This window comes from Amycolatopsis sp. NPDC114484, from assembly GCF_055633755.1.
This window is the reverse complement of the sequence record NZ_JBVKDQ010000006.1, coordinates 323,342-348,628: the sequence shown is the minus strand read 5'-3', so window position 1 is coordinate 348,628 and position 25,287 is coordinate 323,342. Positions and strand designations below refer to the sequence as shown.

Annotated in this window: 23 protein-coding genes and 2 tRNA genes; 17 read left to right on the top strand and 8 right to left on the bottom strand. The window is 68.6% G+C overall.

Translation table 11 applies throughout. The features are described 5' to 3' along the window. Window positions 1-11 precede the first annotated feature (11 nt). Entirely contained in the window at window positions 12-740 is a 729-nt protein-coding gene (locus ACZ7SW_RS18450; RefSeq protein WP_470231606.1) for a DUF4191 domain-containing protein, read from the bottom strand. 64 nt (window positions 741-804) lie between these two features. Here ACZ7SW_RS18450 and ACZ7SW_RS18445 point away from each other — a divergent pair, with 64 nt between their 5' ends. The 6 genes from ACZ7SW_RS18445 (at window position 805) to ACZ7SW_RS18420 (ending at window position 6,243) form a co-directional block, all read left to right on the top strand. Further along, entirely contained in the window at window positions 805-2,904 is a 2,100-nt protein-coding gene (locus ACZ7SW_RS18445; protein ID WP_470231605.1) for an ATP-dependent DNA helicase UvrD2, read from the top strand. A 208-nt stretch (window positions 2,905-3,112) separates the two neighbouring features. Continuing rightward, entirely contained in the window at window positions 3,113-3,391 is a 279-nt protein-coding gene (locus tag ACZ7SW_RS18440) for a hypothetical protein (RefSeq protein ID WP_470231604.1), read from the top strand. A 152-nt stretch (window positions 3,392-3,543) separates the two neighbouring features. Then, the gene (locus tag ACZ7SW_RS18435; RefSeq protein ID WP_470231603.1) at window positions 3,544-3,891 is read left to right on the top strand and encodes a WhiB family transcriptional regulator; all 348 of its coding nucleotides are present in this window, start codon (window positions 3,544-3,546) and stop codon (window positions 3,889-3,891) included. Continuing rightward, window positions 3,888-4,151, top strand: coding sequence for a hypothetical protein (locus ACZ7SW_RS18430; RefSeq protein WP_470231602.1), 264 nt, complete (start codon window positions 3,888-3,890; stop codon window positions 4,149-4,151). Before ACZ7SW_RS18435 ends, ACZ7SW_RS18430 begins: the two co-directional genes overlap by 4 nt. 455 nt (window positions 4,152-4,606) lie before the next feature. Then, window positions 4,607-6,064 carry a methyltransferase domain-containing protein gene (locus ACZ7SW_RS18425; RefSeq protein ID WP_470231601.1) on the top strand — a complete coding sequence of 486 codons (1,458 nt, stop codon included), beginning with the start codon at window positions 4,607-4,609 and terminating at the stop codon, window positions 6,062-6,064. Next, on the top strand, window positions 6,061-6,243 hold the full coding sequence (locus ACZ7SW_RS18420; RefSeq protein ID WP_470231600.1) for a hypothetical protein: 183 nt from the start codon (window positions 6,061-6,063) through the stop codon (window positions 6,241-6,243). The genes ACZ7SW_RS18425 and ACZ7SW_RS18420 overlap by 4 nt, the downstream gene beginning before the upstream one ends. A 201-nt stretch (window positions 6,244-6,444) precedes the next feature. On the opposite strand, the gene ACZ7SW_RS18415 is transcribed toward ACZ7SW_RS18420, so the two are convergent. From ACZ7SW_RS18415 to ACZ7SW_RS18405, 3 genes are all read right to left on the bottom strand, one after another. After that, window positions 6,445-7,239: a hypothetical protein gene (locus ACZ7SW_RS18415; protein ID WP_470231599.1), complete on the bottom strand. Its 795-nt coding sequence runs from the start codon at window positions 7,237-7,239 to the stop codon at window positions 6,445-6,447. Between the two features lie 234 nt (window positions 7,240-7,473). Next, entirely contained in the window at window positions 7,474-8,775 is a 1,302-nt protein-coding gene (locus ACZ7SW_RS18410; RefSeq protein WP_470231677.1) for an ABC1 kinase family protein, read from the bottom strand. A gap of 103 nt (window positions 8,776-8,878) precedes the next feature. Continuing rightward, window positions 8,879-9,964 (bottom strand): ThiF family adenylyltransferase, encoded by a 1,086-nt coding sequence (locus ACZ7SW_RS18405; RefSeq protein ID WP_470231598.1) that lies wholly within the window; start codon window positions 9,962-9,964, stop codon window positions 8,879-8,881. 216 nt (window positions 9,965-10,180) lie between these two features. Here ACZ7SW_RS18405 and ACZ7SW_RS18400 point away from each other — a divergent pair, with 216 nt between their 5' ends. Further along, entirely contained in the window at window positions 10,181-10,690 is a 510-nt protein-coding gene (locus ACZ7SW_RS18400) for a M48 metallopeptidase family protein (RefSeq protein ID WP_470231676.1), read from the top strand. 639 nt (window positions 10,691-11,329) lie between these two features. On the opposite strand, the gene ACZ7SW_RS18395 is transcribed toward ACZ7SW_RS18400, so the two are convergent. Then, window positions 11,330-12,766 (bottom strand): zinc-dependent metalloprotease, encoded by a 1,437-nt coding sequence (locus ACZ7SW_RS18395; protein ID WP_470231597.1) that lies wholly within the window; start codon window positions 12,764-12,766, stop codon window positions 11,330-11,332. A gap of 191 nt (window positions 12,767-12,957) precedes the next feature. On the opposite strand from ACZ7SW_RS18395, the gene ACZ7SW_RS18390 reads away from it, so the two are divergent. Then, window positions 12,958-13,977, top strand: coding sequence for a YlbL family protein (locus ACZ7SW_RS18390; RefSeq protein WP_470231675.1), 1,020 nt, complete (start codon window positions 12,958-12,960; stop codon window positions 13,975-13,977). Between the two features lie 65 nt (window positions 13,978-14,042). On the opposite strand, the gene ACZ7SW_RS18385 is transcribed toward ACZ7SW_RS18390, so the two are convergent. Further along, window positions 14,043-14,597, bottom strand: coding sequence for a PPA1309 family protein (locus ACZ7SW_RS18385; RefSeq protein WP_344268864.1), 555 nt, complete (start codon window positions 14,595-14,597; stop codon window positions 14,043-14,045). A 166-nt stretch (window positions 14,598-14,763) separates the two neighbouring features. On the opposite strand from ACZ7SW_RS18385, the gene ACZ7SW_RS18380 reads away from it, so the two are divergent. From ACZ7SW_RS18380 to ACZ7SW_RS18340, 9 genes are all read left to right on the top strand, one after another. Next, complete coding sequence (locus ACZ7SW_RS18380) at window positions 14,764-17,733, top strand: UPF0182 family protein (RefSeq protein ID WP_470231674.1); 2,970 nt, start codon at window positions 14,764-14,766, stop codon at window positions 17,731-17,733. Between the two features lie 67 nt (window positions 17,734-17,800). Then, window positions 17,801-17,874, top strand: a tRNA-Met gene (locus ACZ7SW_RS18375). A gap of 606 nt (window positions 17,875-18,480) precedes the next feature. Continuing rightward, window positions 18,481-18,554: transfer RNA gene (locus ACZ7SW_RS18370), tRNA-Met, on the top strand. A 240-nt stretch (window positions 18,555-18,794) separates the two neighbouring features. After that, complete coding sequence (locus tag ACZ7SW_RS18365) at window positions 18,795-19,295, top strand: PadR family transcriptional regulator (RefSeq protein WP_451995189.1); 501 nt, start codon at window positions 18,795-18,797, stop codon at window positions 19,293-19,295. A gap of 64 nt (window positions 19,296-19,359) precedes the next feature. Further along, the gene (gene prfB, locus ACZ7SW_RS18360) at window positions 19,360-20,463 is read left to right on the top strand and encodes a peptide chain release factor 2 (RefSeq protein ID WP_470231596.1); all 1,104 of its coding nucleotides are present in this window, start codon (window positions 19,360-19,362) and stop codon (window positions 20,461-20,463) included. Between the two features lie 98 nt (window positions 20,464-20,561). Further along, window positions 20,562-21,251, top strand: a complete 690-nt coding sequence (gene ftsE, locus ACZ7SW_RS18355; protein ID WP_009073292.1) for a cell division ATP-binding protein FtsE — start codon at window positions 20,562-20,564, stop codon at window positions 21,249-21,251. A gap of 45 nt (window positions 21,252-21,296) precedes the next feature. Further along, window positions 21,297-22,190 (top strand): permease-like cell division protein FtsX, encoded by an 894-nt coding sequence (gene ftsX, locus ACZ7SW_RS18350; RefSeq protein WP_406641404.1) that lies wholly within the window; start codon window positions 21,297-21,299, stop codon window positions 22,188-22,190. 52 nt (window positions 22,191-22,242) lie between these two features. Then, the gene (gene smpB, locus ACZ7SW_RS18345; RefSeq protein WP_449671826.1) at window positions 22,243-22,725 is read left to right on the top strand and encodes an SsrA-binding protein SmpB; all 483 of its coding nucleotides are present in this window, start codon (window positions 22,243-22,245) and stop codon (window positions 22,723-22,725) included. Beyond that, window positions 22,722-23,618, top strand: coding sequence for an amidohydrolase family protein (locus tag ACZ7SW_RS18340; protein WP_470231595.1), 897 nt, complete (start codon window positions 22,722-22,724; stop codon window positions 23,616-23,618). Before smpB ends, ACZ7SW_RS18340 begins: the two co-directional genes overlap by 4 nt. On the opposite strand, the gene ACZ7SW_RS18335 is transcribed toward ACZ7SW_RS18340, so the two are convergent. Together ACZ7SW_RS18335 and ACZ7SW_RS18330 are read right to left on the bottom strand one after the other, a co-directional pair. Beyond that, window positions 23,608-24,912, bottom strand: a complete 1,305-nt coding sequence (locus tag ACZ7SW_RS18335; RefSeq protein ID WP_470231594.1) for an acyltransferase family protein — start codon at window positions 24,910-24,912, stop codon at window positions 23,608-23,610. The genes ACZ7SW_RS18340 and ACZ7SW_RS18335 overlap by 11 nt on opposite strands. 102 nt (window positions 24,913-25,014) lie before the next feature. Then, window positions 25,015-25,233 (bottom strand): hypothetical protein, encoded by a 219-nt coding sequence (locus ACZ7SW_RS18330; RefSeq protein ID WP_470231673.1) that lies wholly within the window; start codon window positions 25,231-25,233, stop codon window positions 25,015-25,017. Between the last annotated feature and the right edge of the window lie 54 nt (window positions 25,234-25,287).

Here is a 25,287-nt window from a genome sequence, read left to right as displayed (position 1 = left end):
CGCAAGAGGTGTCAGCGACGGCGGATGGTGCGCTGCACGTTCCGCATCTTCGCGCCCGCGGGCATCGGTCCCTTCGGCATCGCCGCGCCGCGCGAGCCGAGGGCGGCCAGCTTCGCTTCGAGGGCGTCGACCTGGGCCGGCTTGAGGTTGCGCGGCAGCTTCGCCAGGTGCGACTGCAGCTTCTTGAGCGGGATCTGCTTGTCCTCGTGGCCGATCGTGACGTCGTAGATCGGGGTGTCGCCCACCAGTCGCGACACGCGTTTCTTCTCCTGCGCGAGCAGGCTCTTCACCCGGTGCGGGGCGCCTTCGGCCACGAGGATGACGCCGGGGTGGCCGAGCACGCGGTGGACGGCGTCGAGCTGGGTCGTCGCGGCGACGGTCGGCGTGACCTTCCACTTGCCGCGCATGTTCTCCAGCGCCCAGGCTCCGGCGCCGGGCTGGCCGTCGGCCTTCCCGTAGACCGTGCGCTGCACGCGCCTGCCGAAGATGATCACGGCGAGCAGGATGCCGAGCACGATGCCCAGCGGAAGCAGCGTCCACTGGATGTCGAAGAGGAACCCGATGCCGAACAGCACACCGGCGACGACCACGATCGAACCGACCATCCAGGGGATGAGCATCGGGTCTTCGCGGCGCTGCATCTTGAACGCCTCGAACAGCTGGCCGCGCCGGGCCTTGCTCGCAGCGCGCTTTTCCCGCTTGGCCTGCTTGGCCGCTTCCTTGTCCTGCTTGCCCGCCATATGACCAGGATACGGCCGCGTGCCCGGCCGGGAATCCGTCGGCCCCCTCTGCGAGGATCGCGGGGTGGCCATCGCATCGTCTCCCCAGAGCCGGCAGAGCCGCCAAGGCCTGCTCGACGGGCTTGATCCCGAGCAGCGAGCCGCGGCGGCGGCCCCCCGCGGTCCCGTGTGCGTCCTCGCCGGCGCGGGCACCGGCAAGACCCGGACGATCACGCACCGTATCGCCCACCTGGTGCAATCGGGCCACGTCTCGCCCGGTCAAGTACTGGCGGTCACTTTCACGACGCGCGCCGCGGGGGAGATGCGCACCCGGCTGCGCGGCCTCGGGGTCGACGCGGCGCAGGCGCTGACCTTCCACGCCGCCGCCCGCCGTCAGCTCCGCTACTTCTGGCCGCGGGTCGTCGGCGACCGGCCGTGGGACCTGATCGACAACAAGTTCCGGCTCGTCGCACAGGCCGCCCAGCGCGTCCGGCTGAGCACCGAGACCGAGGTGCTGCGCGACCTTTCGAGCGAGATCGAGTGGAGCAAGGCGTCGCTCGTGTCGCCGGACGACTACCCCTCGGTCGCCGCGCGGATGCAGCGCGACACTCCCGCGCCGGTCGCTCAGGTCGCCGAGGTCTACCGCTGGTACGAGGAGCTGAAGACGAACGCGCAGGTCCTCGACTTCGACGACCTGCTCCTGCAGACCACCGCGGTGCTGGAGAAGCACGAGGCGGTCGCGGCCGAGTTCCGCGACCGGTACCGCTGCTTCGTGGTCGACGAGTACCAGGACGTCACGCCGTTGCAGCAGCGGCTGCTCGACGCGTGGCTCGGCGGCCGCGACGACCTCACCGTCGTCGGCGACGCCAACCAGACCATCTACTCCTTCGGCGGCGCCTCGCCGAAGTCGCTGCTGGAGTTCACGCGGCGCTTCCCGGAGGCGACTGTCGTGCGCCTCGAACGCGACTACCGGTCCACGCCGCAGGTCGTCGCGCTGGCGAACCGCGTGATCGGCGCCGCGCGCGGACGTCCGGCAGGCTCGCGGCTGAAGCTCATCGGACAGCGCCCGGAAGGCCCGGAGCCGCGGTTCGCCGAGTACGAGGACGAGGCCGCTGAGGCCAGCGCGGTCGCGCGGCGGGTCCGCGAACTGCTCGACGCGGACGTGTCGGCGAGCGAGATCGCGGTGCTGTTCCGGGTGAACGCGCAGTCGGAGGCTTACGAGCAGGCGCTCACCGAAGCTGGAATCCCGTACCTGGTCCGCGGCGGCGAGCGGTTCTTCCAGCGCACCGAGGTGCGGCAGGCGATGTCGGCCTTGCGCACGGCGTCGATGGAACCGACCTCGTTGGAGCTGGTCACCGCGGTGCGCTCGGTACTCGCGCGGGTCGGGCTCACCGAGCAGCCGCCGTCCGGCGGAGCGGCGAAGGAACGGTGGGACGCGCTGCTCGCGCTGGTGGAGCTGGCCGAGGAGCTGGCGGCGTCGGTCGAGGACGCGGACCTGCCGCGCTTCGTCGCGGAGCTCGAACAGCGCGCGGCGGCGCAGCACCCGCCGACGGTCGAAGGCGTCACGCTCGCGTCGCTGCACGCGGCGAAGGGGCTCGAGTGGGACGCGGTGTTCCTCGTCGGGCTGTCCGAGGGCACCATGCCGATCCTGCACGCGGACGGCGACGACGCCGCGATCGAAGAAGAACGGCGGCTGTTCTACGTCGGAGTCACGCGGGCTCGGGAGCATCTGTCGCTGTCGTGGTCGCTCTCGCGCGGGCAGGGCCGAGGACGCAACCGGCGACGGTCGCGGTTCCTGTACGGGCTGATCCCGGAGGACCACCCGGCGGCGCGCATCGCCCGTTCGCAGCAGGTGTCGAAGCCCGGGTCGAACGTCGCGCGCTGCCGGCTGTGCGGCGGTCCGCTGGTGCAGACCATGGAGGTCAAGCTGGGGCGGTGCGGGAAGTGCCCGTCCACAGTGGATGAGGATCTGCTGGAGAAGCTGAAGACCTGGCGCGGGGAGCGTTCGCGGGAGTTGAAGGTCCCGGCGTTCGTCGTGTTCACCGACGCGACGCTGATGGCGATCGCCGAACAACGGCCGACCGACGACGGCGCGCTGGTGTCGATCTCCGGGATCGGCGCGACGAAACTGGAGCGGTTCGGCGCGGAAGTGCTCGACGTGGTCCGCGCGTCGATGCGATCTTGACCGCGTCTTCGCGGTGATCGATGCGGCGAACCTGCTGCTAGGGGGCGATCTTCGTCTCTTCGGCAGAGATTTGGGAAAATAAGTTGCCCCGGTTGAGGCGGGGCGCATAACCTGCGTAGGCACCCGGGCGAGAGCCCGGTCTGGGGATGAACACGACGGCTGCCGCTTCGAGCGGCGCGGTCCGACAGAGAAAGGCGGTGCCGGTGAAATGATCAGCAATCTGATGCACACGAATCCTGGCACCGGTCTGTCGCTGTGCATGACCGTCCCCGCTCCGCGCCAGGGCACCGGTGTGTCCTCGTTCGCGCACGTCGACGGAACGCGTCGTCACATCGACGGATTGCGTCGCATCGAGCGCAACGGGGCCCCGGCCGGCATCACTCTCGCGACCGCCGCCGTTGTTGCCGCGTACCCGCAGGTTGATGTCGATCTGCCGACCATCAAGCAGTTCCGTGTTCCGTTGTCGATACGGGAGCGAAGTTCCTGACCTAGTCAGGACTCAAGGCTCACGAAGGCCGCGGAACCGGTAACCCGGATCCGCGGCCTTCGTGTTTTTTTGGCTGCACAACAAGAAGGAACAAGTTGTCCAGTTCGATCGCCCACCGCCACACCACCACCGAATCGCAAAGGAGCATGGAAATGTCGTCTGCCATCGCCCTCGCCGAGGGCCCCTTAGTCGAAGGGTTCGACATCGGCGACCTGCTCGACGGGGTAGCTGAGCCCGAACTCCCCTGCCGCTCGCGCGACGCGGACCTCTGGTTCGCCGAATCGCCCGCGGAACTCGAGCGGGCCAAGGCGTTCTGCGCCGGCTGCCCGGTCCGCGAGGCCTGCCTCGCGGGTGCACTCGCCCGGCGTGAGCCGTGGGGTGTCTGGGGAGGGGAGATCTTCGAGCGCGGTGCGGTGATCGCGCGCAAGCGGCCCCGTGGCCGTCCGCGCAAGAACGCCGCCCTCGAACCCGCCGCCGCAGCCCGGAGCGCCGCCGCATGACCATCGACCTCATCACCACGCGCGATTTCGAGGCCCGCACCGGAAAACCGGTCCGTGTGCAGCCGAAACCCAAGCAGAACAAGTCTCAGGAGACCACGAAGATGTTGCTTCACGAAGAACTGTCCCGAGCGCGAATACGCGACCTGATAACCGAACACGAGATCCAACGCCCATGGCGCCAAGCGCGAGCCGCGCGCCGCTGGTCGCGGGTAGCCCGCTGGGCGACCAGCCGAGCGGAGCGATACCAACCACCGAACTAGAGGGTGGCCCGGCCCGGTCAGGCAGATCCAGCTTCGGCTGTCCCCGCCTGACCCGGCCGTTGCCCCGTGCCCGGGAACCCGTGCCCGGGAACCCGTGCCCGCCACCAGGATTGTCTCCAGTCCTGGTCGGCGAGCGTCGGTCGCCCGGGCTGCTCCCACCTCCGGCACGATTCCGCACTGCCCGGCTCATCCCCGGCCGCGCGGCTTCGGTCAGGTCCCGTCGCCCGATCACCCGGCTGCGAACCAGGCGATCAGACGTCGACCTGATTCGCCTTGCCCAACCGACTCGGACGACGAGCAACCCTTCGCGGCGAGCGCCCGCGCAACCGCTTCGGGGCAGGCGACCATTCCGCCGCTGATTCACGACTTCACCGGAAAGAGCCTGGACAGTCCGTCGGGGGACCGTCCAGGCTCATTCTCGTCCGAGGCCCGCGGACGGGTGTTCAATGAGCCCCGTGTCCGGACATACGCACGACCACATCGACTGGGCTGACCGGCTGGTTCTCCTCCGCGCAGCCGACACTCTCGACGCTCCCGCCCAGGCCGCCATCGCAGCACGCCTAGTCGCGAAACTCCCCGCCAACCCGACAGTGATCGACCTGGGCTGCGGCGCTGGCGGGATGAGCACCCACTTCGCCGAAGCCCTGGCCGCCGGGGACGGCGGCACGATCATCCTGGTCGACGCGACCCCCGAACTGCTCCACGAGGCCGAGCGAGCCGTACGCGCCGCCGTCGACGCAGCACAACGCAACCGCGCAGACAACCCATCCCTCACCCCCGAACGCGGCGTCCACCCCACGACCGATGGAGATCGGACCGACCTCGCGACTGGCGCGGATCCGAGCGGCCACCTCGCCGCCAAGGCAGGCGCAGGCGGCGAGGTCTCAAGCAACCACGCCGCCCCCGCTGAAGACTCGGGCAGCCGCAGCCCAGTCCGCGAAGGCCCGGACGACCACACCACGGCCGACGGGGACGCGGAACGCCTCGCACCGGCCAGAGACGCGGCCCCGACAGCCGAGGCTCGCGCGGCGATCGCCGACCTCGCCGATGAGGACGAGGGACACCTCGAAGCAGCCGGAGCCACCGCGCCACCGGTCGCGATTCGCGCGTCGGTCGTCGATCTCGCCGACGGAGATGCGGAAGGCCTCGCACCGGTCGGAGGCACCGCGCCGACAACCGATGCTCGTGGGGTGGTCGCCGACCTTGCCGATGAGGACGCGGAACACGTCACACCGGTCGGAGGCACGGCCCCGGCAACCGAGGTTCGTGCAGTGGTCGCCGCCGGAAACGCGGAAGGTCTCGCATTGGCCGGAGGCGCCGCGTCGACAATCGAGGTTCGTGCGATCGTCGCTGACCTCGCCGACAGTGCCTTGCCCGACTTGCTTCCCGCCGCGGATCTCGTGTGGGCGTCGCGGGTGGTGCATCACCTTCCGGACCAGCAGGCCGCGGTTGGCACGCTTGCCGCTGTCGCGCGGGCTGGCGGGGTGGTCGCCCTCGCTGAGGGTGGGTTGTCTTTTTCTTGCCTCCCTTGGGATCTCGGAGTCGGACGGCCCGGGCTAGAAGACCGGCTGCAGGCCGCGCAGGCTGAGTGGTTCGTCGGAATGCGCGAGGGCATCGACGGCGCCGTGCCGATGCCCTACGGCTGGACCGTCGCGCTCGAACGGGCCGGGCTCGCCGACGTCAGTTCGTTCAGCGCGTTGGTGGACCACCCCGCACCTGGTCCGGACGGTCTCCCTGACTACGTGCACCACCACCTTTCCCGTCTTGCGACGCATGGTGCCGACCATCTCGCGGACGAGGACCGCGAGACGTTGGCTTCTTTGCTCGATCCGGACAGTTCCCACTACCTCGGCAAACGCCGCGATCTCTTCCTGCTCGGCGCGCGCACCGTGCACCACGGACGTCGGTCGTGACCGCGCCTGAGCCGACGTGCTCCTGGTGCGGTCGAGCACGTGCTGCCGAAACGGACCCGCTCGCGACCCTGGCGTGGGTCAGCACCAAGGAAAACGGCGAGCAGCGCTGGCTCTGTCCGGACTGCGCGCGCAACCACGTCCGGGACATCGAGGGCAAGCTGCCGGACGAATACTGGTGATCGTGCGAGCAATGAGGTCCAGCCAGCCTGGCGAGTGTCGGTGACTGGACTGCGTGCTCAACGACGAACAGGGGAGCGGAGCGCTGGCTGCCCACCTTGCGCGCAACGACCGCGTGGCCGCCGAAGCAAGTTGTCTGCCGAGCGCTGATGGCAGAGCCGGTCCCCGTCCCGCGTCGTCTCGCCCGGTGCGTCAGGGTTGGGTCATGCGGCATTTCCTGTCTTGTAGACAGCGCGCACTTTCGGGCGGGGAGTGCGCGCCGCGTGGCGGTAGGCGTTGAGAAGCTCGGTGCTCATCTCCTCCGGTGAATCCCGGAGTTGGCGTGGGGTGCACCGAAACAACACAGCGCCGGTCGCGGCTAGGGCTAGATGGCTGAAGTCTTCGGGGCCGGCCGCCGTTCGGTAGCGCCAGGCGAGGCCGATTTCGTCCCACCAAGCATCCGCGGTACCGAGTCGTCGGCCGCGGCGGTCGCATACTGCGACGTTCCATTGCGGGGTGGGCAGCGGTGTTCGTTGGAGGACACGGAGTGCTTGTCCGTGCGCGAAGGTTTCTTGGTCGTCGAGGCCGCGCAGGACTGTGCGTACGGCCGCGGAGCCGCGCTGGTTTCCGTTGTCCAGTTCGCGCGTCAGCTCCGCGCGGTCCGCTAAGCCCCAATACAGCGGCAGCGAGACCAGCCTTGCGATCTCGTCCGGATCGTTTTCCCGCCGGGCCAGGTCGAGAGCGGCGCGGGCGGCGCTTGCGTAGGGCAGGCCGTCGATCAGGATCGCTTCGGGCATCCGGGCGGTGCGGTACGTGATGACGCTCGGTTCGTTGGCAGGCCTTCGGTTGTGCGGCACCAGCACATGGATCTCCGGGGTCCGGGGATGGCTGATTCCGTGTGCGCACAACGCATCCGTGCCGGTGATGACGGTTCCGGGACCGTACCGGGCAACGGCTGCGTGCAGAAGTTCTTCCCGGCTCGGAGGTTTGTCGTGCACGAGGTACACGCCGGAGTACACCTGTCGCCACGGTCCGCCCGGGCCGGAAAGCTGTGCGGCTCTTCGGTCTGAGATTCCCGCTACGCGCAAGTGCCGGCGGTGGAGAACTCCGTGCGAGACCAGATCACCGAAAGCGAGGGAATCTGTGCTTGTCGTAGTCGTCATACCTCGAGAATGACGGCTTGATCAACTCCGCGAAACCACCCTGCGCAATCTGTGGACAACTCGGCGTTATGCTCCTGCCTTGTGGATAACTCAGGCGGCGAACCCCGGTTGCCACCGTTCCACGATGCCGCGAGCCGGGATCTCGGCGTCAAGCTGGCAGAGGATGCCCGTCGATCCCGCCGTGACCCGGTGGATCATCAGGTACTCCGGCGGCAGGTTCAGCGAGCGGCCGACGTGGAAGTCGTTGCCTCGGGAGTCGCCGACGCGTCCCGCTTGCCTTTGCATCCAGCGACGCGTGAAGTGGAACGTCGGCTCGGCCAGCGGTTCGGTGAACGGCGCGAGATAGGCCAGCACCTCGTCCGCTTCCAGAGACGAATCCGCGCGCACGAAACGGTTCTCGCGCAGCAGCCGCATCAGTTCGTCGGAGTGGCCGTCCAAGGCGAGTCGCGTGATTTCGCCCAGGTGCCGGGGAATTCCGTGCGGCAGCTTCGCGACACCGCCGAAGTCGATCACGCACAGCCTGCCGTCGCCGGTGAGCATGAAGTTGCCGGGGTGCGGGTCGGAGTGCAGCAGATGCGCCCGCGCCGGCGACGAGTAGTGGAACTCCGCGAGAAGCCGTCCGGCGAGGTTGCGGGCGGCCGGATCGCCGTCCGAGATGATCTTGGCCAGCGGGGTGCCGGTGGCCCACTCGCTGACCACCACCTTCGGCGCGCTCGCCACGACGCGCGGGATCAGGAATTCGGGGTCGCCCTCGAACGCCTTCGCGAACGCGCGCTGGTTGTCGGCTTCGGCGAGGTAGTCGAGCTCCTCGTCCATCCGCTCGGCCAGCTCCGTGAGCAGCGGTTTCACGTCGGTGCCAGGGACGAAGGCCTGGAACAGCCTGCTGAAGCGCTGCAACTGGCGCAGGTCGCTGCGCAGTGCCTCGTCCGCGCCCGGGTACTGGACCTTGACCGCCACCTCGCGACCGTCGTGCCAGGTCGCGCGGTGCACCTGGCCGATGCTCGCCGCGGCGGCAGGCTCGTCGTCGAAGTGCGAGAACCACCCGACCCACGATCGGCCCAGCTGCTCGGCGAGCACGCGATGGGTCTGCCGGGCAGGCATCGGCGGTGCGGCCGACTGCAGCTTCGTGAGCGCTTCCCGATACGGCTGCGCCATGTCGTCCGGCACCGCGGCCTCGAAGACGCTCAGCGCCTGGCCGAACTTCATCGCGCCGCCCTTGAGCGTGCCCAGCACCTCGAACAGCTGCTCAGCGGCCTTGGCCGAGAGCGTCGCGCTCACCTGCTCAGCGCTCTGCCCGGCCAGCCGCTTGCCCCAGCCGCCCACGGCTCGTCCGGCGATGCCGAGCGGAAGGCTCGCCAGCTTCGCGGTACGGGCAGCACCGCGACGCGGCATGGCGGAATCGCGGTCTCCGGTTCGGTCGCGAAAGTCGGTCACCCTGCGATTCTGCCTTGACGAGCACGACGCCCGCAGCCCGCTGACCGCACCCAGGTGTGTCCTACGTCTCCTGAAGCACCTCCTCGGGAGCTTCCTCCGCCGGTGAGGGGCCTTCCTCGACGGGAACGGGCGCTCCGCAACCGCAGTCCGGGTGTGGCTCCCAGTTCCGGCGGTGCACCTTCCCGTCGAAGTTGTCGATCTCCAGCGTGGCGTTCCAAGCCGGCGGCGGGGTTTCGCTCGGCGAGAGCAGCCGCATCGCCTGCGCGACGGCGAGTGAGGCGCACGCGTGGACGGCACCCAGATCGGCCCGTGGAATCCGGCCTACCAGCTGCGTCGCGATCCTTGGCCACGACAGATCAGCGTCGGTCCGGTGCAGGTCGCAGCAGCGAAGGCAGGCGCTGCGGCCAGGCACCACGAGCGGGCCGACGATGCCCGTGCCCTCGCACACTCGGACCGGCAGGTGCGAGGTGGCCGAGTCGACCAGCTCGGCCACTTCTTCCGGTGGCGGCACGAGCGTGTCGGTGAGCAACACGAGATCGGGGAGGCGGCGCTGATTCCGGGCGGTGGTGACGTCGGGTGCGATCCGCGCGACGACGGTCCGGATCGCGCGTTGCCTGGGTTGGCCCAGCTCAGCAGTCGTGAGCCCGGAACCGAGGTCGGCTTCGGTGACCCTGCCGGACGCGCGGATGTCGAGGTGCCCGACGCCGGACGCCGCGAGCAGTGCGGCGACTGCCACGGCGATCCGTCCGCTGCCGTGGACCGCGATGAGGCTTTGCCACCGACGGTCCGTGAGCGCTGGCTGGTAGTGCCGGGCACGCAGCGACCACATACCGGTCTCGACCCGTTTCGCGCCCTTCTTCGCCGCTTCGGTGACCAAACCGAGCGCGGCGAGCTGTTTCAGCAGCAGATGGAACTGGTCCCGGTGTTCGCCTACAGCGAGCAGGACGTCCTCGAGCCCGCGTCGCCCGTCGAGCCTGCGGACGCTGTCGACGATCGGAGCGGGCAGGCCGTTGGCGATGATGCCGTGGCGGGGGTCGAGGCCGAACTGGATCTCGTTGCCGTCGCGTTCGAGCACGTGGATGCCCGGAAGCAACGTCGGATACGCCGGGAGGAGCACGTCCGGCGGCGGAACACTGGACAGGGTCATGCGGCCAGCTTGGCAGCTTCGGAGAGCCACTCGCGGGTGAGAAGCTGAGTTGTCCACAGGGAAATCTACTTGTGGACAACTCAGGGCTGTGACCTTTCGGCGCTCCAAGTTGTCGGTGCGGAGCCTTACCGTTGTCGAGTGGTCGAAGCACGGATGCCCTCACTGAGAGGCAGGGGCGAGAAGGCCCCGTCGGACACTTCTCAACACAAGGTCGAGGTGCGGCGCAGCCAGCGCAGGCACCGGACGGTCACCGCGTACTGGAACGAGGACACCCTGGTGGTCCTCATCCCGGCACGGATGACCAGCGAGGAAGAGAAACACTGGGTCGCGGAGATGGAGCGCAGGCTGCTGCGCTCGGGAGGACGGAAGGCAGCGCCGCCCAAGGCGTCGGACGCGGCGCTGCTGGCGCGCTGTGCCCTGCTCGGGGCGAAGTACCTGGACGGAAAAGCGCTGCCGGCGAGCGTGCGGTGGGTGCCGCCGATGCGCACCAGGTGGGCGTCGTGCACGCCGGTGGACGCGACCATCCGCGTCAGCGACCGGCTCCAGCGGGTGCCGCAGTGGGTGCTGGATTACGTGCTGATCCACGAGCTGGCGCACCTGAGCGAGCCGGGGCACGACGCGGCGTTCTGGACGCTGGTCAACCGGTATCCGAAGACGGAACGGGCGATCGGGTATCTGGAGGGGCTTTCGGCGGCGGCTGGGTGGGGGATTTCGGAGGAGGACTGAGGGGCGGCCGGGTGCGGTTGGGTTGGTGCTTGGAGGGGTTGGCGGACGGTTGGTCTGCGGTGGTGCGGAGGGGCGGGGAGGAGATGGGGCGGGGAAGAGCGCTGGTGGCCCGGCTGGGTGCGGCTGCGCGGGGACGCGTGGGCGATTCGGTGAGCGGCTGGGGCGTTGAGGGATGGTGGGTGGTTGGCCGCGGTTGCGGAGGACTTGGAGGAGGGTCGGGCCAGCGCGGCTGGGCGAGGCTGGATTGAGGCGGTGGATGGTCCGGCTGAGCACGGCTGGATTGGAGCGGTGGAAGGCGCTGTGGGGAAGGGCTGGCGTGGAGGGCGCTGCGCGGAGGGACCTGCGCGGAGGGCTGGATCCGGGCGGCGGAAGGCCTGGCTGGGTGAGGCTGGGTGGGGGGCTGTGGAAGGCCTGGCTGAGTGCGGCCGGATCTGGGCGGCGGAAGACCCCTGGCTGAGTGAGGCTGGATGGGCGCTGTTCTTGCACACGGAGCGTGCGGAGGCCCGGCTGAGTGAGGCTCGATGGGCGAGCGCATGCGGAGCCGGAGCACGGGCCGTAAAAAACCGCGCGGACCGTCTCAACCAGGTGAGACGGTCCGCGCGGTGGGGCTGAACTGCAGCGTAGCCAGGGCACGCAGCCTCAGGAAGGCGAGTTCCCCTCGTCCTTCGGGGTCTCGTCGCCCTTGTCGTCGGAGGCGGAGGGAGAAGCGGAGCCGGAGTCAGCGCCGGAGTCGTTGGCCTCGGCGGCCGACTTGGCCTCGCGGGCCTCTCGTTCGGCCTTCTCCGTGCGCTCCAGCTCGGCGATCGGGTCCAGGTCCGACGCGAGAGCGGGCGGTTCGGCCATGCGGTCGGCGAAGTCCAGGGGCTCGTCCAGGTCCTCGGCGGTAGGCATGAGGTCGGGGTGGGACCACAGACCGTCGCGCTTCTCGAGGCCGTGGCGTTCTCCTACGAGATTCCACAGCGACGACGCGGCGCGCATCCGGCGCGGGCGCAGTTCGAGGCCCACCAGGGTCGCGAATGTCTGCTCGGCGGGGCCGCCGGTCGCGCGGCGGCGGCGCAGCGTTTCGCGCAGGGCTTCGGCTCCGGGGAGGCGGTCGCCGATGGCCTCGGCCACCACCACGTCCACCCAGCCTTCCACCAGCGCCAGCAGGGTTTCCAGGCGCTTCAGGGCCGCCTGCTGCTCGGGGGTGGTTTGCGGTTCCAGGAGACCGGACGACATCGCTTCCTCGATGCTCGCCGGGTTCGCCGGGTCGATGCTTCCGGCCAGGGACTCCAGCGCGGAGGTGTCGACGGTGATCCCGCGGGCGAACTCCTCGACCGTCGCCAGCAGACGCTGCCGCAGCCACGGCACGTGCGCGAACAGCCGCTGGTGGGCGGCCTCGCGCGCGGCCAGGAAGACCAGCACCTCGCTGGCGGGCAGCTCCAAGCCTTCAGTGAACTTCTCGATGTTCGCCGGGAGCAGCGCCGACGTCGTGGCCTCGCCGAGCGGCAGGCCGACCTCGGTCGACGTGAGCACTTCCTGGGCGAGCTGCGCCAGGGCGTTGCCGAGCTGGGAACCGAAGGCCATCCCGCCCATCTGGCCCATCATCGACAGCAGCGGGCCGGCCGCCTGCTTGGCCTCCTCGGGCAGCGCCTGCATCCATGCGCCGGACACCTGCTGCGCCACCGGATCGCACAGCCGCTGCCAGGTCGGCAGAGTCTTCTCGACCCAGGTGCGCGCCGACCACGACACGGTGGTGGTCGCGCCCGCGGGGAGGATCGTCGCCGCGTCGAGCCACAGTTCCGCCAGGTGCGCGGCGTCGCGCACGGCGGTGGCGGAGTCGCCGCCCTCAGAGGTGAAGCCGAGCTTGGCGTCGTCCCGTCCGCTCAGGTTCTGGAGTGCGATCTGCTTCGCCAGGTCGTAGTTGACCGGCCCGCTCGACGAGCCCGCCTGGCTCAGCATCTGACCCAGCTGGCTCAGCATCTGCCCGAGCTGGTTGAACGCCTCGGCTCCGCCGGGCTGGCCCGGGTTCGAGGGGTCGTTGTCGCCTCGCTTGTCGGGATCGGGCGGTCCGAAGCCGAACGGGGGATTGCTCATAGCTCCACCGTACGCGGGTACGACCCGGCTCAGCGCGTCAACCGTGGCCTTCACCGGGAAGCGAACACAGTCACCGTACGCTGTCGCTCGTGACAAAACCGGACGAGGACACCGCGAACCAGTCCCGCCGCGCAGAGCCGTCGCGCGCGCCGGCCCGCAGCGACCGGCGGATGACCCGCCGCGGATGGACGATGCTGGTCAGCGGCGTGCTGTTCCTGGTGTTCGTCGTGGCCGGGTTCCTGGTCCAGGTGCCGTATGTCGCGATCAGCCCCGGGCCCACCTACGACACCCTCGGCCGCGACGCCGCGGGCAACCCGGTGATCCAGGTCAAGGGGCAGCAGACCTACGGCACCAGCGGCGAACTGCGGATGACCACCGTCTCGCTCAACGACGGCATCAACCTCTTCACCGCGCTCGGCCTCTGGGCCAGCGGCCGCTACGCGCTCGCGCCGCGCGAGGAGTACTACAAGCCCGGCGAGACGAACGAGCAGGTCAAGCAGGAGAACATCCAGCAGCTGCAGAACTCGCAGAGCAACGCGCAGGTCGCCGCGCTGCGCCACCTCGGCTATCCGGTCCAGGTCGTCGCGAAGCAGATCGTGTCCGGCAGCCCGGCCGACCACATCCTCGCCCCCGGCGACAAGCTCATCGCGGTCAACGGCAAGCAGGTCCACGAGGCCGCCGAGGTCGCCGCCTCGATCGCCAACACCAAGCCGGGCGACAGCGTCCAGGTCACCTTCCAGCACCTCGGCCAGCCGGAACGCACCGTGCCGGTCACGCTCGCCCAGCGCGAGGACCGCACCCAGGGCTTCCTCGGGCTGACCGCCGTCGACCGCGCGGTCGCGCCGTTCTCCGTCGACATCTCGCTGCAGGACGTCGGCGGTCCTTCGGCCGGGCTGATGTTCACCCTCGCGATCATCGACCGGCTCACCCCGCCCGGGAAACCGGGCAACGACCTCGCGGGCGGCAGGCACATCGCGGGCACCGGCGAGATCAGCGAGACCGGACAGGTCGGGCCGATCGGCGGGATCTCGTTCAAGGTCGTCGGCGCGAAGGAAGCGGGCGCGACCGACTTCCTCGTCCCCGAGCACAACTGCGCCGAGGCCAAATCGGCCGCGCCGGAAGGGCTCAACCTCATCAAGGTGGCCACGCTGGACGACGCGCTCAAGCAGCTGGACAACCTGAAGGCCGGTCGTCCGACGGCGCACTGCTGACCGGAGCACAGACACAGTGAAGGCCCCCTCGAACTTCGAGGGGGCCTTCACCGTTCAGGGCAAGATCAGGGCTGCAGGGTCGTCTTCAGCGCGTCCACCAGATTCGGCGCGAGATCCGGGCTCTCCACCAGTTCGTCGACCGCGTTCTCGTCCTCGTCGCCCGGCTGGACGCCGCGCAGCCGCATCACGCAAGCCGCGTCGCCTTCGCGCAGGACGGCGGCCACGAGACGCGCCTCGGTGCGGCGCGGGTGGTCCGCGGCGGCGCGGCGGAGGCTTTCGGCGTCCGCCTCGGCGATTCCTTCGAGTTCCGCCTCCACGTCCGGGGGCAGCACGATGATCTCCTGCGCCAGCGCGCATCCGACCACGATGTCCGGCCACGCGATCCGGCCGAGCGATTCGGCGAGATCGCCGTCCGGCAGCGCCTCCTGGGCCACCGGGGTCAGCGGGTTCGCGCGGTCGAGCTGACCGGCCAGTTCGGGCTGTTCGTCCAGCAGCGCGGCGGTCGGCACCAGCGCGAACAACTGCGGCGGCTGGTTCCAGCCCGCGGCGGCGACGAACTCTTCGACTTCCCGGGCCAGCCCGGCGACAGGGTGGGCGGCAGACGGCTCACTCGGTGGCATGGCGACCATCGTGTCAGGCGTCCCCGCGACGCGCCGCGCGTGCCCGGTTTGGGCGGTCCCGGGAACTCGCGGCACCATCCGTAGAGTTAGAGGTCACGGGGACACAGCTGTCCCCGGCGAACGTGTTCACGAAGACAGGAGCATTGCCGTGGCGACTCGGCCCCCGGTGAGCCTGAAGCTGTCCCGGCGCAGCCGGATCCTTCTCATCATCGCCGCGGTGATCGTGCTGGCCCTGCTGGCCGGCGTCCGGTTGCTCGACACCTACGTGGACTGGCTGTGGTTCGGCGAACTGCAGGCGCGTTCGGTGTTCACCACGCAGCTGGTCACCCGCGTCGTGCTCTTCCTCGCGGTAGGGCTGCTGGTCGGCGGGACGCTGGCGGTCAGCCTGGTGATCGCCTACCGGACGCGCCCGGTGTTCGTGCCGGTGTCCGGCCGCGACGATCCGCTCTCGCGCTACCGCTCGGTGATCGTCAGCCGGATCCGGCTGTTCGGCATCGGCATCCCGGTGCTCACCGGCGTCATCTCCGGCGCGTCGGCGACCGGGGACTGGCAGACGATCCAGCTCTTCCTCAACGGCACCTCGTTCGGCCAGAAGGATCCCGAGTTCGGCATCGACCTCGGTTTCTACGCCTTCTCCCTGCCGTTCGTGAACTGGCTGCTCGGCTGGCTGTTCGTCACCATCGTCATCTCGTTCTTCGGCGCGCTGATCGCGCACTACATCTTCGGCGGCATCCGGCTCGCCGGCCGCGGCGGCCAGCTGGCGGGCCCGACGCGCGCGCAGCTCGCCATCACGGTCGGGCTTTTCGTGCTGCTGAAGGCGGTCGAGTACTTCTTCGACCGGTACAACCTGCTGCTGTCCGACCGGAATATGCCGCTGTTCAACGGAGCCACTTACACCGACCTCAACGCGGTGCTCCCGGCGAAGCTGATCCTGCTGTGCATTTCGGTGATCTGCGCGATCGCGTTCTTCGCGGGCGCGTTCCTGCGGAATCTGCAGCTGCCGGCGATTTCGCTGGTCCTGCTGATCCTCTCCAGCGTGCTGGTCGGCGTCGCCTGGCCGGCGATTCTCGACCAGTTCTCGGTCAAGCCGAACGCCAACGAGAAGGAAGCGCCGTCGATCCAGCGCAACATGGACGCGACACGCGCCGCGTACGGCCTCACCAACGTGAAGTACGAGCAGTACCCGGGCAAGACCGAAACCACCGCGGACGCGGTGAAGGGCGACACCGGAACGGTGTCCAACATCCGGCTGCTCGACCCGAACATCCTCAGCGACACCTTCACCCAGCGCGTCGGCCGCGAGAACTTCTACGGCTTCCCGTCCAAGCTGGACATCGACCGCTACAGCATCGGCGGCACCACGCAGGACTACATCGTGGCCGCCAAGGAAATGAAGACCGACGGGCTGAGCGGCAACCAGACCAACTGGATCAACAAGCACATGGTCTACACGCACGGCAACGGATTCGTCGCCGCGCCCGCGAACACGATCGACCGTGCGGTGAAGGATTCGAACTCCGACGGCGGTTACCCGATCGCCACCACGAGCGACACCACGAACCCCGTCGGCGCGGGCTCGGTGAACGGCCAGCCGGGGATCAGGGTCGACCAGCCGCGGATCTACTACGGCGAGCTCACCAACCAGTCCGACTACGCGATCGTCGGCGGCACCCCGGGCAAGGCACCCGGCGAGTACGACACCGACGCCCAGCGCGGCTACCTCTACCAGGGCAAGGGCGGCGTCTCGCTCGACAACTGGTTCAACCGGCTGATGTTCGCCGCCGAATACCGCGAACCGAAGATCCTCTTCTCCGACGCCATCGGCGACGGCTCGAAGATCATGTACAACCGTGAACCGCGCGACCGCGTCGCCAAGGTCGCCCCGTGGCTCACCCTCGACGGCGACCCGTACCCCGCGGTGGTCAACGGCCGCATCCAGTGGATCGTCGACGGCTACACCACGCTCGACAACTACCCGTACGCCCAGCAGACACAGCTCGGCGAAGCGACCAACGACTCGCTCAACGGCGTCACCAAACAGGCGAACAACTCGATCAACTACATCCGCAACTCGGTGAAGGCGACCGTCGACGCGTTCGACGGCACCGTCAACCTGTACTCGATCGACGACAACGAACCCGTCCTCAAGGCTTGGGAGAACGTCTTCCCGGGCGTCGTGAAGCCCAGTTCGGAGATTTCGCCGGAACTGCGTTCGCACTTCCGCTACCCCGAGGACCTGTTCAAGATCCAGCGGGAACTGCTCGCCCGCTACCACGTGGACAGTCCGCAGGAGTTCTACGCGCAGCAGGCGTTCTGGAGCGTCCCGCAGGACCCGACCGAGGACGGCAGCTCCACCACAGCCGGCTCGAATGTCGCCAACCAGCCCGGCTATTACGTCCTCGCCAACGCGGCGGGCGAAGGCAGGCCGACCTTCCAGCTGACCAGTGCGCTCACCGGTCTGCAACGGCAATACCTCTCCGCCTGGATGTCCATCTCGTCCGATCCTCAGGACTACGGCACCATCCGCGTCCTGCGACTACCCCCGGCCAGCGGAGCCAACCAGGTCGACGGACCCGTCCAGGTGCAAAACCGGTTCCAGAGCGACCTCCGGGTCGCCCAAGACCGGACATTGCTGAACAACCCCAACATCATTCCCATTTACGGCAACCTGATCACACTGCCGGTGGCGGATGGATTCCTGTACGTCGAACCGGTCTACATCCGCCAGCGCAACCAGCTCAGCTATCCGCAGCTGGCGCGCGTGCTCGTTTCCTACGGGTCCAAGATCGGCTTCGCGTCCACCCTCAACGAGGCACTGGACCAAGTGTTCGGCAAGGGAGCCGGCACGGCGGCCACCACGCCGAAGGAAGCCGGCCCCGGCGCCACGACGACCCCGCCGACGTCCAGCACCGCCACGCCGCCGCCCAGCACCGGCGGCAGCAACCCGGCCATGGACAAGGCCGTCGCCGACATCCAAGCCGCGCTGGCCAAACTCAAGGCGGCACAGCAATCCGGCAACTTCACCGACCAAGGCGCGGCACTCGCGGCGCTCGACGCGGCCACCAAGGAGTACAACTCCGCCAAACCGACCACCCCACCCGCCTCCAGCGGGCCGCCGTCCCAGCCCGGCGGGTGACCTCGGTTACGTAATAGGCACCTGCTTTGCACCCCCGGGAAACCAGGGCGTAAGGTAGGTCCTACGACGCGGGGTGGAGCAGCTCGGTAGCTCGCTGGGCTCATAACCCAGAGGTCGCAGGTTCAAATCCTGTCCCCGCTACAGAGGTAGGAGGCCCGTCCTCGCGTAAAGCGCGAGGCGGGCCTCTTTCGTTGTTTCCCTGGGGGTCGAACCCCCAGACCCCCGCCAGGGGGCGAGCCCCCTGGACCCCCGGGTGGGGTGCGTTGGGGGCGGGGGGCTCGTCTTTTGGTTTGCTCCGGTTCGGGCTAGGGCGCGCTCGATGTGTGCGGGGTTGTTGTCGGCATCCTCTGCGGAAGTATCGGGGATGTGCGCGGTTGGGGGCTTGGGGTTGGTTGTTGGTTTTTTGCGGTGTGAAGTCGCCTAGAGAGCAAGAATTTGTGGGGCGCCGAGTGGCGTTGGGGTTGCTGCTTGGGGGGTTTGACAGGTTTAGACCTCTTCTTTTGTCTCTTGTAGAGGGTCGGGAATCGTTGTGGGTGTTGGAATATTCCTGCGTTGAGGTGGTGTGGGTGCGGAAGTCGTGGTGTTTGTTTCTTGGGGCGGCGGGTTTCGTGGGGATCTTTGTGGGCCGGTCTGGCGGGTGGGGGGTGGCGTCCGGGGGGTAGTGGGAGTGTTTTTGCTGGTCAGGGGGTGTTTGTGGGGGTGGTGTGTTGGGGGGTTTTCGGGGGTGTATTGTTGTTTTCACAACGACGCGGGGTGGAGCAGCTCGGTAGCTCGCTGGGCTCATAACCCAGAGGTCGCAGGTTCAAATCCTGTCCCCGCTACTTGGAACGAAAGCCGGGGCTCGTGCGGATGCACGGGCCCCGGCTTTTTTGTGCGCCATTTGGCCGTCGCTCGGGTGGTGGTTGCGGCGCGGTGATCGTTTCGGCGGTGGTTGCTGAGAGTGGCAGAGTCTATTGTGGACATACCTGCGGACTGGGCTGTTAGAGGGGTTGCCGCTGGCCACAATGGACTGAGTGGTGACCACTGTGGACACAGCGACCGATAAGTGGGACCGTAGAGGGGTGTCCGAATTGAATGCAACCGCCGCCGCTCTGCTCGGTCTGCTCCATGACGGCCCCGCCACGGGCGGCCAGCTCGTCTCGGGCGCCGACGAGCGCTTCGGCGCCTTCTTCAGTGTCACCCGCAGCCAGGTCTACCGCGAGCTCCCGGCGCTCTCGAAAGAGGGTCTCGTCCGGCTCGGCAAGCAGGGACCCCGTTCGAGCCAGCAGTACGTGCTCACCGCGGCAGGCAAGAAGGCCTTCAAGACGTGGCTCACGTCCGAGGCCGGACCCGACCACCTGCGCAGCCCGCTCATCCTGCGGCTCGTGCACGCCGGCTCCTTGACGGCCAAACAGCGCGGCGCCCTGCTCGACAGCGCCCGCACCACCTACCAGGCGCAGCTCGAAGAGGCCAAGAACGCCACCAAGACCGCCGACGGCCCCTACGCCAAGGCGGTCGCCGAGTTCGCCCAGGCGCAGGCCAAGGCCGCGCTGAAGCTGCTCGACTCGATCCCGGCGGCCTGAGCTTCGCCACGGCCCCACGACCGGTTCGCGACCGGTCGTGGGTTTTGCCGTAACGTTGTCCGACGTGAGTGATGAGTTCGATGCGGCGCTGAAGGACCTGACCGGCAAGCTGACGCAGATCGAGTCGGTGATGGACCTCGACGCGCTGCGGGCACAGGTCGCCGAGCTCGAGGAACAGGCGTCCAGCCCCACCCTCTGGGACAACGTCGAGGAAGCCCAGAAGGTCACCAGCCAGCTGTCCCACCGGCAGGCCGAGCTGCGCCGCGTCTCCGAACTGCGCCAGCGCCTCGACGACCTCGGCGTCCTCTACGAGCTCGCCGCCGACGAGGGCGACAGCGGCAGCATGACCGAGGCCGAGGGCGACCTCGCCGACCTCGGCAAAGACATCGACGCGCTCGAGGTCCGCACCCTGCTGTCCGGCGAATACGACGACCGCAACGCCGTCGTCAACATCCGCTCCGAGGCGGGCGGCGTCGACGCGGCCGACTTCGCCGAAATGCTGCTGCGCATGTACCTGCGCTGGGCCGAGCGGCACGGCTACCCGACGGACGTCTTCGACATCTCCTACGCCGAAGAAGCGGGCATCAAGTCCGCCACCTTCAAGGTGACCGCCCCGTACGTCTACGGCACGCTCTCGGTCGAACAGGGCACCCACCGCCTCGTGCGGATCTCGCCGTTCGACAACCAGAGCCGCCGGCAGACGTCCTTCGCGCACGTCGAGGTCCTGCCCGAGGTCGAGGAAGTCGACCACGTCGACATCCCGGAAAAGGACATCCGCGTCGACGTGTACCGCTCGTCCGGCCCCGGCGGGCAGAGCGTCAACACCACCGACTCCGCGGTCCGCCTCACCCACCTCCCGACCGGCATCGTCGTCTCCTGCCAGAACGAGAAATCGCAGCTGCAGAACAAGGCGGCCGCGATGAAGGTCCTCCAGGCGCGCCTGCTGCAGCGCAAAAAGGAGGAGGAACGGGCGGAAATGGACGCGCTCAAGGACGGCGGCTCCAGCTGGGGCAACCAGATGCGCTCCTACGTGCTGCACCCGTACCAGATGGTCAAGGACCTGCGCACCGAATTCGAGGTGGGCAACCCCACCGCGGTCCTCGACGGCGACATCGACGGCTTCCTGGAAGCCGGGATCCGCTGGCGCAAGCAGACGAACGCGGTCTGATCCGCGACGCGGTGCGCACCCGCGCCGGGACGAGGCGCGGGCCGCCCAAGGCACCGGCAACCCGGGCTTAACGGGGTCCATGGGTAGGATGCCGAACCGTGATCCGGCTCGAAGAGGTTTCCAAGGTCTACAAGACCTCGACCCGTCCCGCCCTCGAACGGGTGTCGGTCGAGATCGACAAGGGTGAGTTCGTCTTCCTCATCGGTCCGTCCGGTTCCGGGAAGTCGACGTTCCTGCGGCTGCTGCTGCGGGAAGAGGTGCCCTCCAAGGGGCGGGTCATGGTGTCGAACTTCGACGTCGCCAAGCTCGCCCGGCGCCGGGTCCCCCGCCTGCGCCAGACCATCGGCTGCGTGTTCCAGGACTTCCGGCTGCTGGCCAACAAAACCGTCGCGGAAAACGTCGCGTTCGCCCTCGAGGTCATCGGGAAACCGCGGCCCACGATCCGCAAGGTCGTGCCCGAGGTGCTCGAACTCGTCGGCCTCGACGGCAAAGCCGACCGGCTGCCCAACGAGCTCTCCGGCGGCGAGCAGCAGCGCGTCGCGATCGCCCGCGCCTTCGTGAACCGCCCGCTCGTGCTTCTCGCCGACGAGCCCACCGGGAACCTCGACCCGGACACCAGTCAGGACATCATGCTGCTGCTGGAGCGGATCAACCGCACCGGCACCACCGTGCTGATGGCCACGCACGACCATTCCATCGTGGACTCGATGCGGCGGCGGGTCGTCGAGCTGCAGCTCGGTCGCGTGATCCGCGACGACGCCCGCGGCGTCTACGGCATCGGCCGCTGACGCACCCCGCCCTTTTCCGCCCCGACCCAAGGAATTACTAGAGCGATGCGAGCCAGTTTCGTCTTCAGCGAGGTCGTCACCGGGTTGCGCCGGAACGTCACGATGACCATCGCGATGATCCTCACCACCGCGGTCTCGCTCGCCATGCTCGGCGGCGGCCTGCTGGCCGTGCGCACGATCGACAAGATGAAGGCGAACTTCCTCGCCGAAGTCGAGGTTTCGGTCGCGCTGGTCGACGACGTGAGCGCGAACGACAAGAACTGCACGCAGGCGCTCTGCAACGGGCTCCGCCAGTCGCTGCAGAACAACCCCGGTGTCGAGTCGGTCGTCTACGAGAACCGCGACCAGGCCTACGACCGGTTCAAGAAGATCTTCTCGAGCCAGCCCGAACTGCTCGAGCTGACCGGCCCCGAGGCGCTGCCCGCGTCGCTGCAGGTGAAGCTGAAGGACCCGGACCGGTCCGACGCGATCATCAAGCAGTACACCGGCCAGCCCGGCGTCAAGAAGGTCGACGACCAGAAGAAGTTCCTCGACCGCGTGTTCAACGTCTTCAACGGCGTCCGGAACATCGCGTTCGTGATGGCGCTCATCATGGCCGTCGCCGCCCTGCTGCTGATCGCGAACACCATTCAGGTCTCGGCGTTCACGAGGCGGACGGAAGTCGGCATCATGCGCCTGGTGGGCGCGACGCGGTGGTATACCCAGCTGCCGTTCCTCCTGGAGGCGGTGGTCGCCGGCACGGTCGGCGCCGTGCTCGGGGTGGTGTTCCTGCTTCTGACGAAGCTGTCGTTCCTCGACACGGTCTTCACCGGTGAAGTGTTCCCGCAGATCACCACGCTCGAGGTGCTGTTCCCGGTCGCGCCGATCCTGCTGGCGGTGTCGATCGTGATCTCGGCGATCACCGGATACGTCACGCTGCGGCTGTACGTGCGGCACTAGCGGCGGAGAAATCCGCTGCTCGCCGTCGGACACATCACGTAAAGTGGTCGGTATGCCCAAGGAACGTGGACAGAAGGTCATCGCGTCGAACCGCAAGGCTCGGCACGACTACTCCATCCTGGACACCTATGAGGCCGGGATGGTGCTGGTGGGCACAGAGGTGAAAAGCCTGCGGGCCGGCAAAGCGTCGCTTGTGGACGCGTTCGCGACGGTGGACGACGGCGAGGTGTGGCTGCGCAACGTCCACATCCCCGAGTACACCCAGGGCACCTGGACCAACCACATGCCGCGGCGCACGCGGAAGCTGCTGCTGCACCGGCGCGAGATCGAACGGCTCATCGGCAAGACCAAGGAAAGCGGTCTGTCGCTGGTGCCGCTGTCGATGTACTTCAAGGACGGCAAGGTCAAGGTCGAGATCGCGCTGGCCAAGGGCAAGAAGGCCTACGACAAGCGGCAGTCGCTCGCCAAGCGCGACGCGCAGAAGGACATCAGCCGCGCGATGGGGCGGGCGTTGAAGGGCCGGTTCACGGAGTGAGCGCGGGCCCGGCGACCGACGCCGACGTCCCGGGCTGGATCGCCGGGCTCGGCCTCGACGGGATCGTCGACCTGCACGTCCACTTCCTGCCGAAGCCCGTGCTGGACAAGGTGTGGGCCTATTTCGACCGCGCCGAGAAGCATTACGGCACGCCGTGGCCGATCCACTACCGCACGCCCGAGGCGGAGCGGATCGAGACGCTGCGCGCGCTCGGCGTGAAAGCCTTCGCGCCGCTGGTGTACCCGCACAAGCCGGGCATGGCGGAGTGGCTCACGTCGTGGGTGCTGGAGTTCGCCGAGCAGGTGCCGGAAGCGGCGCCGACCGGCACGTTCTACCCGGAGCCGGGCGCGGCATCCTATGTGGACAGTGCGTTGCGCGCGGGAGCCCGGTGCTTCAAGGCGCACGTGCAGGTCGGGGCGTACGACCCGCGGGACGAGCTGCTTGACGCGGTGTGGGGCTCGCTGTCCGAGGCGGGCGTGCCGGTGGTGATCCATTGTGGACACGGGCCGTTGCGCGGCGATTTCACCGGGCTCGAGGTGTTCGAGGAAGTCCTGCGACGGCATCCGCGGCTCACCGCCGTCCTCGCGCACGCGGCGATGCCCCAGTTCACCACCGCGTTCGAGCTGATGGCCCGCTACCCGCGGGTGCACCTCGACACCACCATGGTCGGCGTGCCGTTCGCGGAGGCGATGTCGCCGTTGCCGCCGGACTGGACGGTCCGGTTGGCGGAGGTGGCCGACCGCGTGGTGCTCGGCACCGATTTCCCGAACATCCCGTACTCCTACGCCACACAGCTGCGGGCGATCGCCGGCTGGGCAGCCGACGATCGCCTTGGCGAGCCGTTCCTGCGAGCGGTGCTGCACGACACCCCCGCGAAGCTGCTCAGCGTTTGACCGCCACGAGGGCCCGGCCGCGCGGCAGCGAAACCTGACGTCCGGCGAGCGCGAACCCGGCCGCGACCAGCGCCACCCACGGCAGCGGACCGTTCCGCAGGCTGCCGTCGCCCAGCGGGGCGAACCCCTGCGCGGCCAGGCCGAGGAGACCGCCGGAAGCGAGCAGGCCCGCCAGGACCAGCTGAGGTGTCCGCGCGGTGACGACCAGGCCGTCCGGCTGCATCTCGAAGCGTTCGAACAGGCGCAGCAGGCCCAGCAGCACCGCGCCGCACACCGCGAACCAGGCGGGCGCCATCAGGAACCACATCGACGAACCCGGGGTCGGCGTCGAGTAGCCGAGGCCGAACACGGTCACGCCGGAAACCACGACCAGCGCCGGCATGTGCCAGAGGTAGACCGACATGAACCGCGGGCTGAGCCAGCTGAGCGCGGCGGTGACGCGGGGGAGCGAGACGAGCTTCTCGCGGAAAGCCAGCAGGAACCCGATCTGGCCGAGCGCCAGGAACAGCAGCAGCACGGTGGGCGGGCTCATGTTGGACACCGGCGCGCCCGGCATGCCGATCATGCTCGCCGGGTACGGACCGAACGCGACCAGCAGCGCCGTCACCCCGAAACCGGCCGCGGACACGGCGAGCGCGGCGCGGCGGGTGAGCGAGCCGAGACGGCCTTCGACGTAGTGGAAACCGAGCTGGTGCACGGCGACCCAGACGATGACGGCGTTGGCGTACCCGATCAGGCCGAGGTCGGAAAATCGTGCCACGTCAACGAGAACGCCCAGTCCGGCCAGTACCGCGGGCACCGCGAGACCCCAGCGGCGGTGTGCGGCGACCATCAGCGGCGTGAGCAGCACGGTGAGCAGATACACCGAAAGGAACCACAGCAGCTGCGCGGCGATCGCGCTGGCCACCTGCACTGGCTGCGGCGGAACTCCCATGCCCTGCAACAGATCCGGCACGACTAGCCACACCGCCATGAGCGGCAGCACCGGAACGAGCAGTCGGCGCACGCGTCCCGCGAACCAACCGCGGGTGGATTCCGCCCGGCGCAAGGAGATCAGGTTCGCCGCGCCGCCGGCGAAAAAGACCAGGGGCATGACCTGCGACGCCCAGGTGATGATCCACCAGCCCGGCGTCGCGAGGGCGTTGCCGGTCGAAAGAGTGTTGCCGGAGAAGGAAAGCACCGGCATCGTCCAGTGCTGCGCGACCACCGCGAGGATCGCTCCGGCGCGCACCACGTCGAGGAACTTGTCCCGGGTCGCCCTTGGGCCGCGGGTCGGCAGCTGGCTCGTCGTCATGCTGAAGAGCCTGTCGGTTCCCGGTCGCGGAAACAGCGGTGCAGACCACCGAAAAGGGGTTCAGGCCAGCAGGGGGTGCGGGGTGGGGTTTGCCCTACCTCCCTACGGGAGGGTGTCCGGCTCCGGTTCGGATTCGTGCGCTTGTACCCGGTACGCCCAGCCGTTTTCGGTGAGGCCGAGCTCGTACCGCGTCTCGATTTTCGGCCCGCCGTGCAGGTGGATGTGGCGCACGACGGTGCCCGGAACCGGTTCCTCGTCGGCGAGTTCCTGCACCCGGCCGTCGAGCGGGCCGCCGAAGAAGCGGACGCTGCGGTCGGACATCGGGTTCTCCTCGCTCGTTTCGGGCGGCATCAGTCCATGGTAGGCGAGGGACGC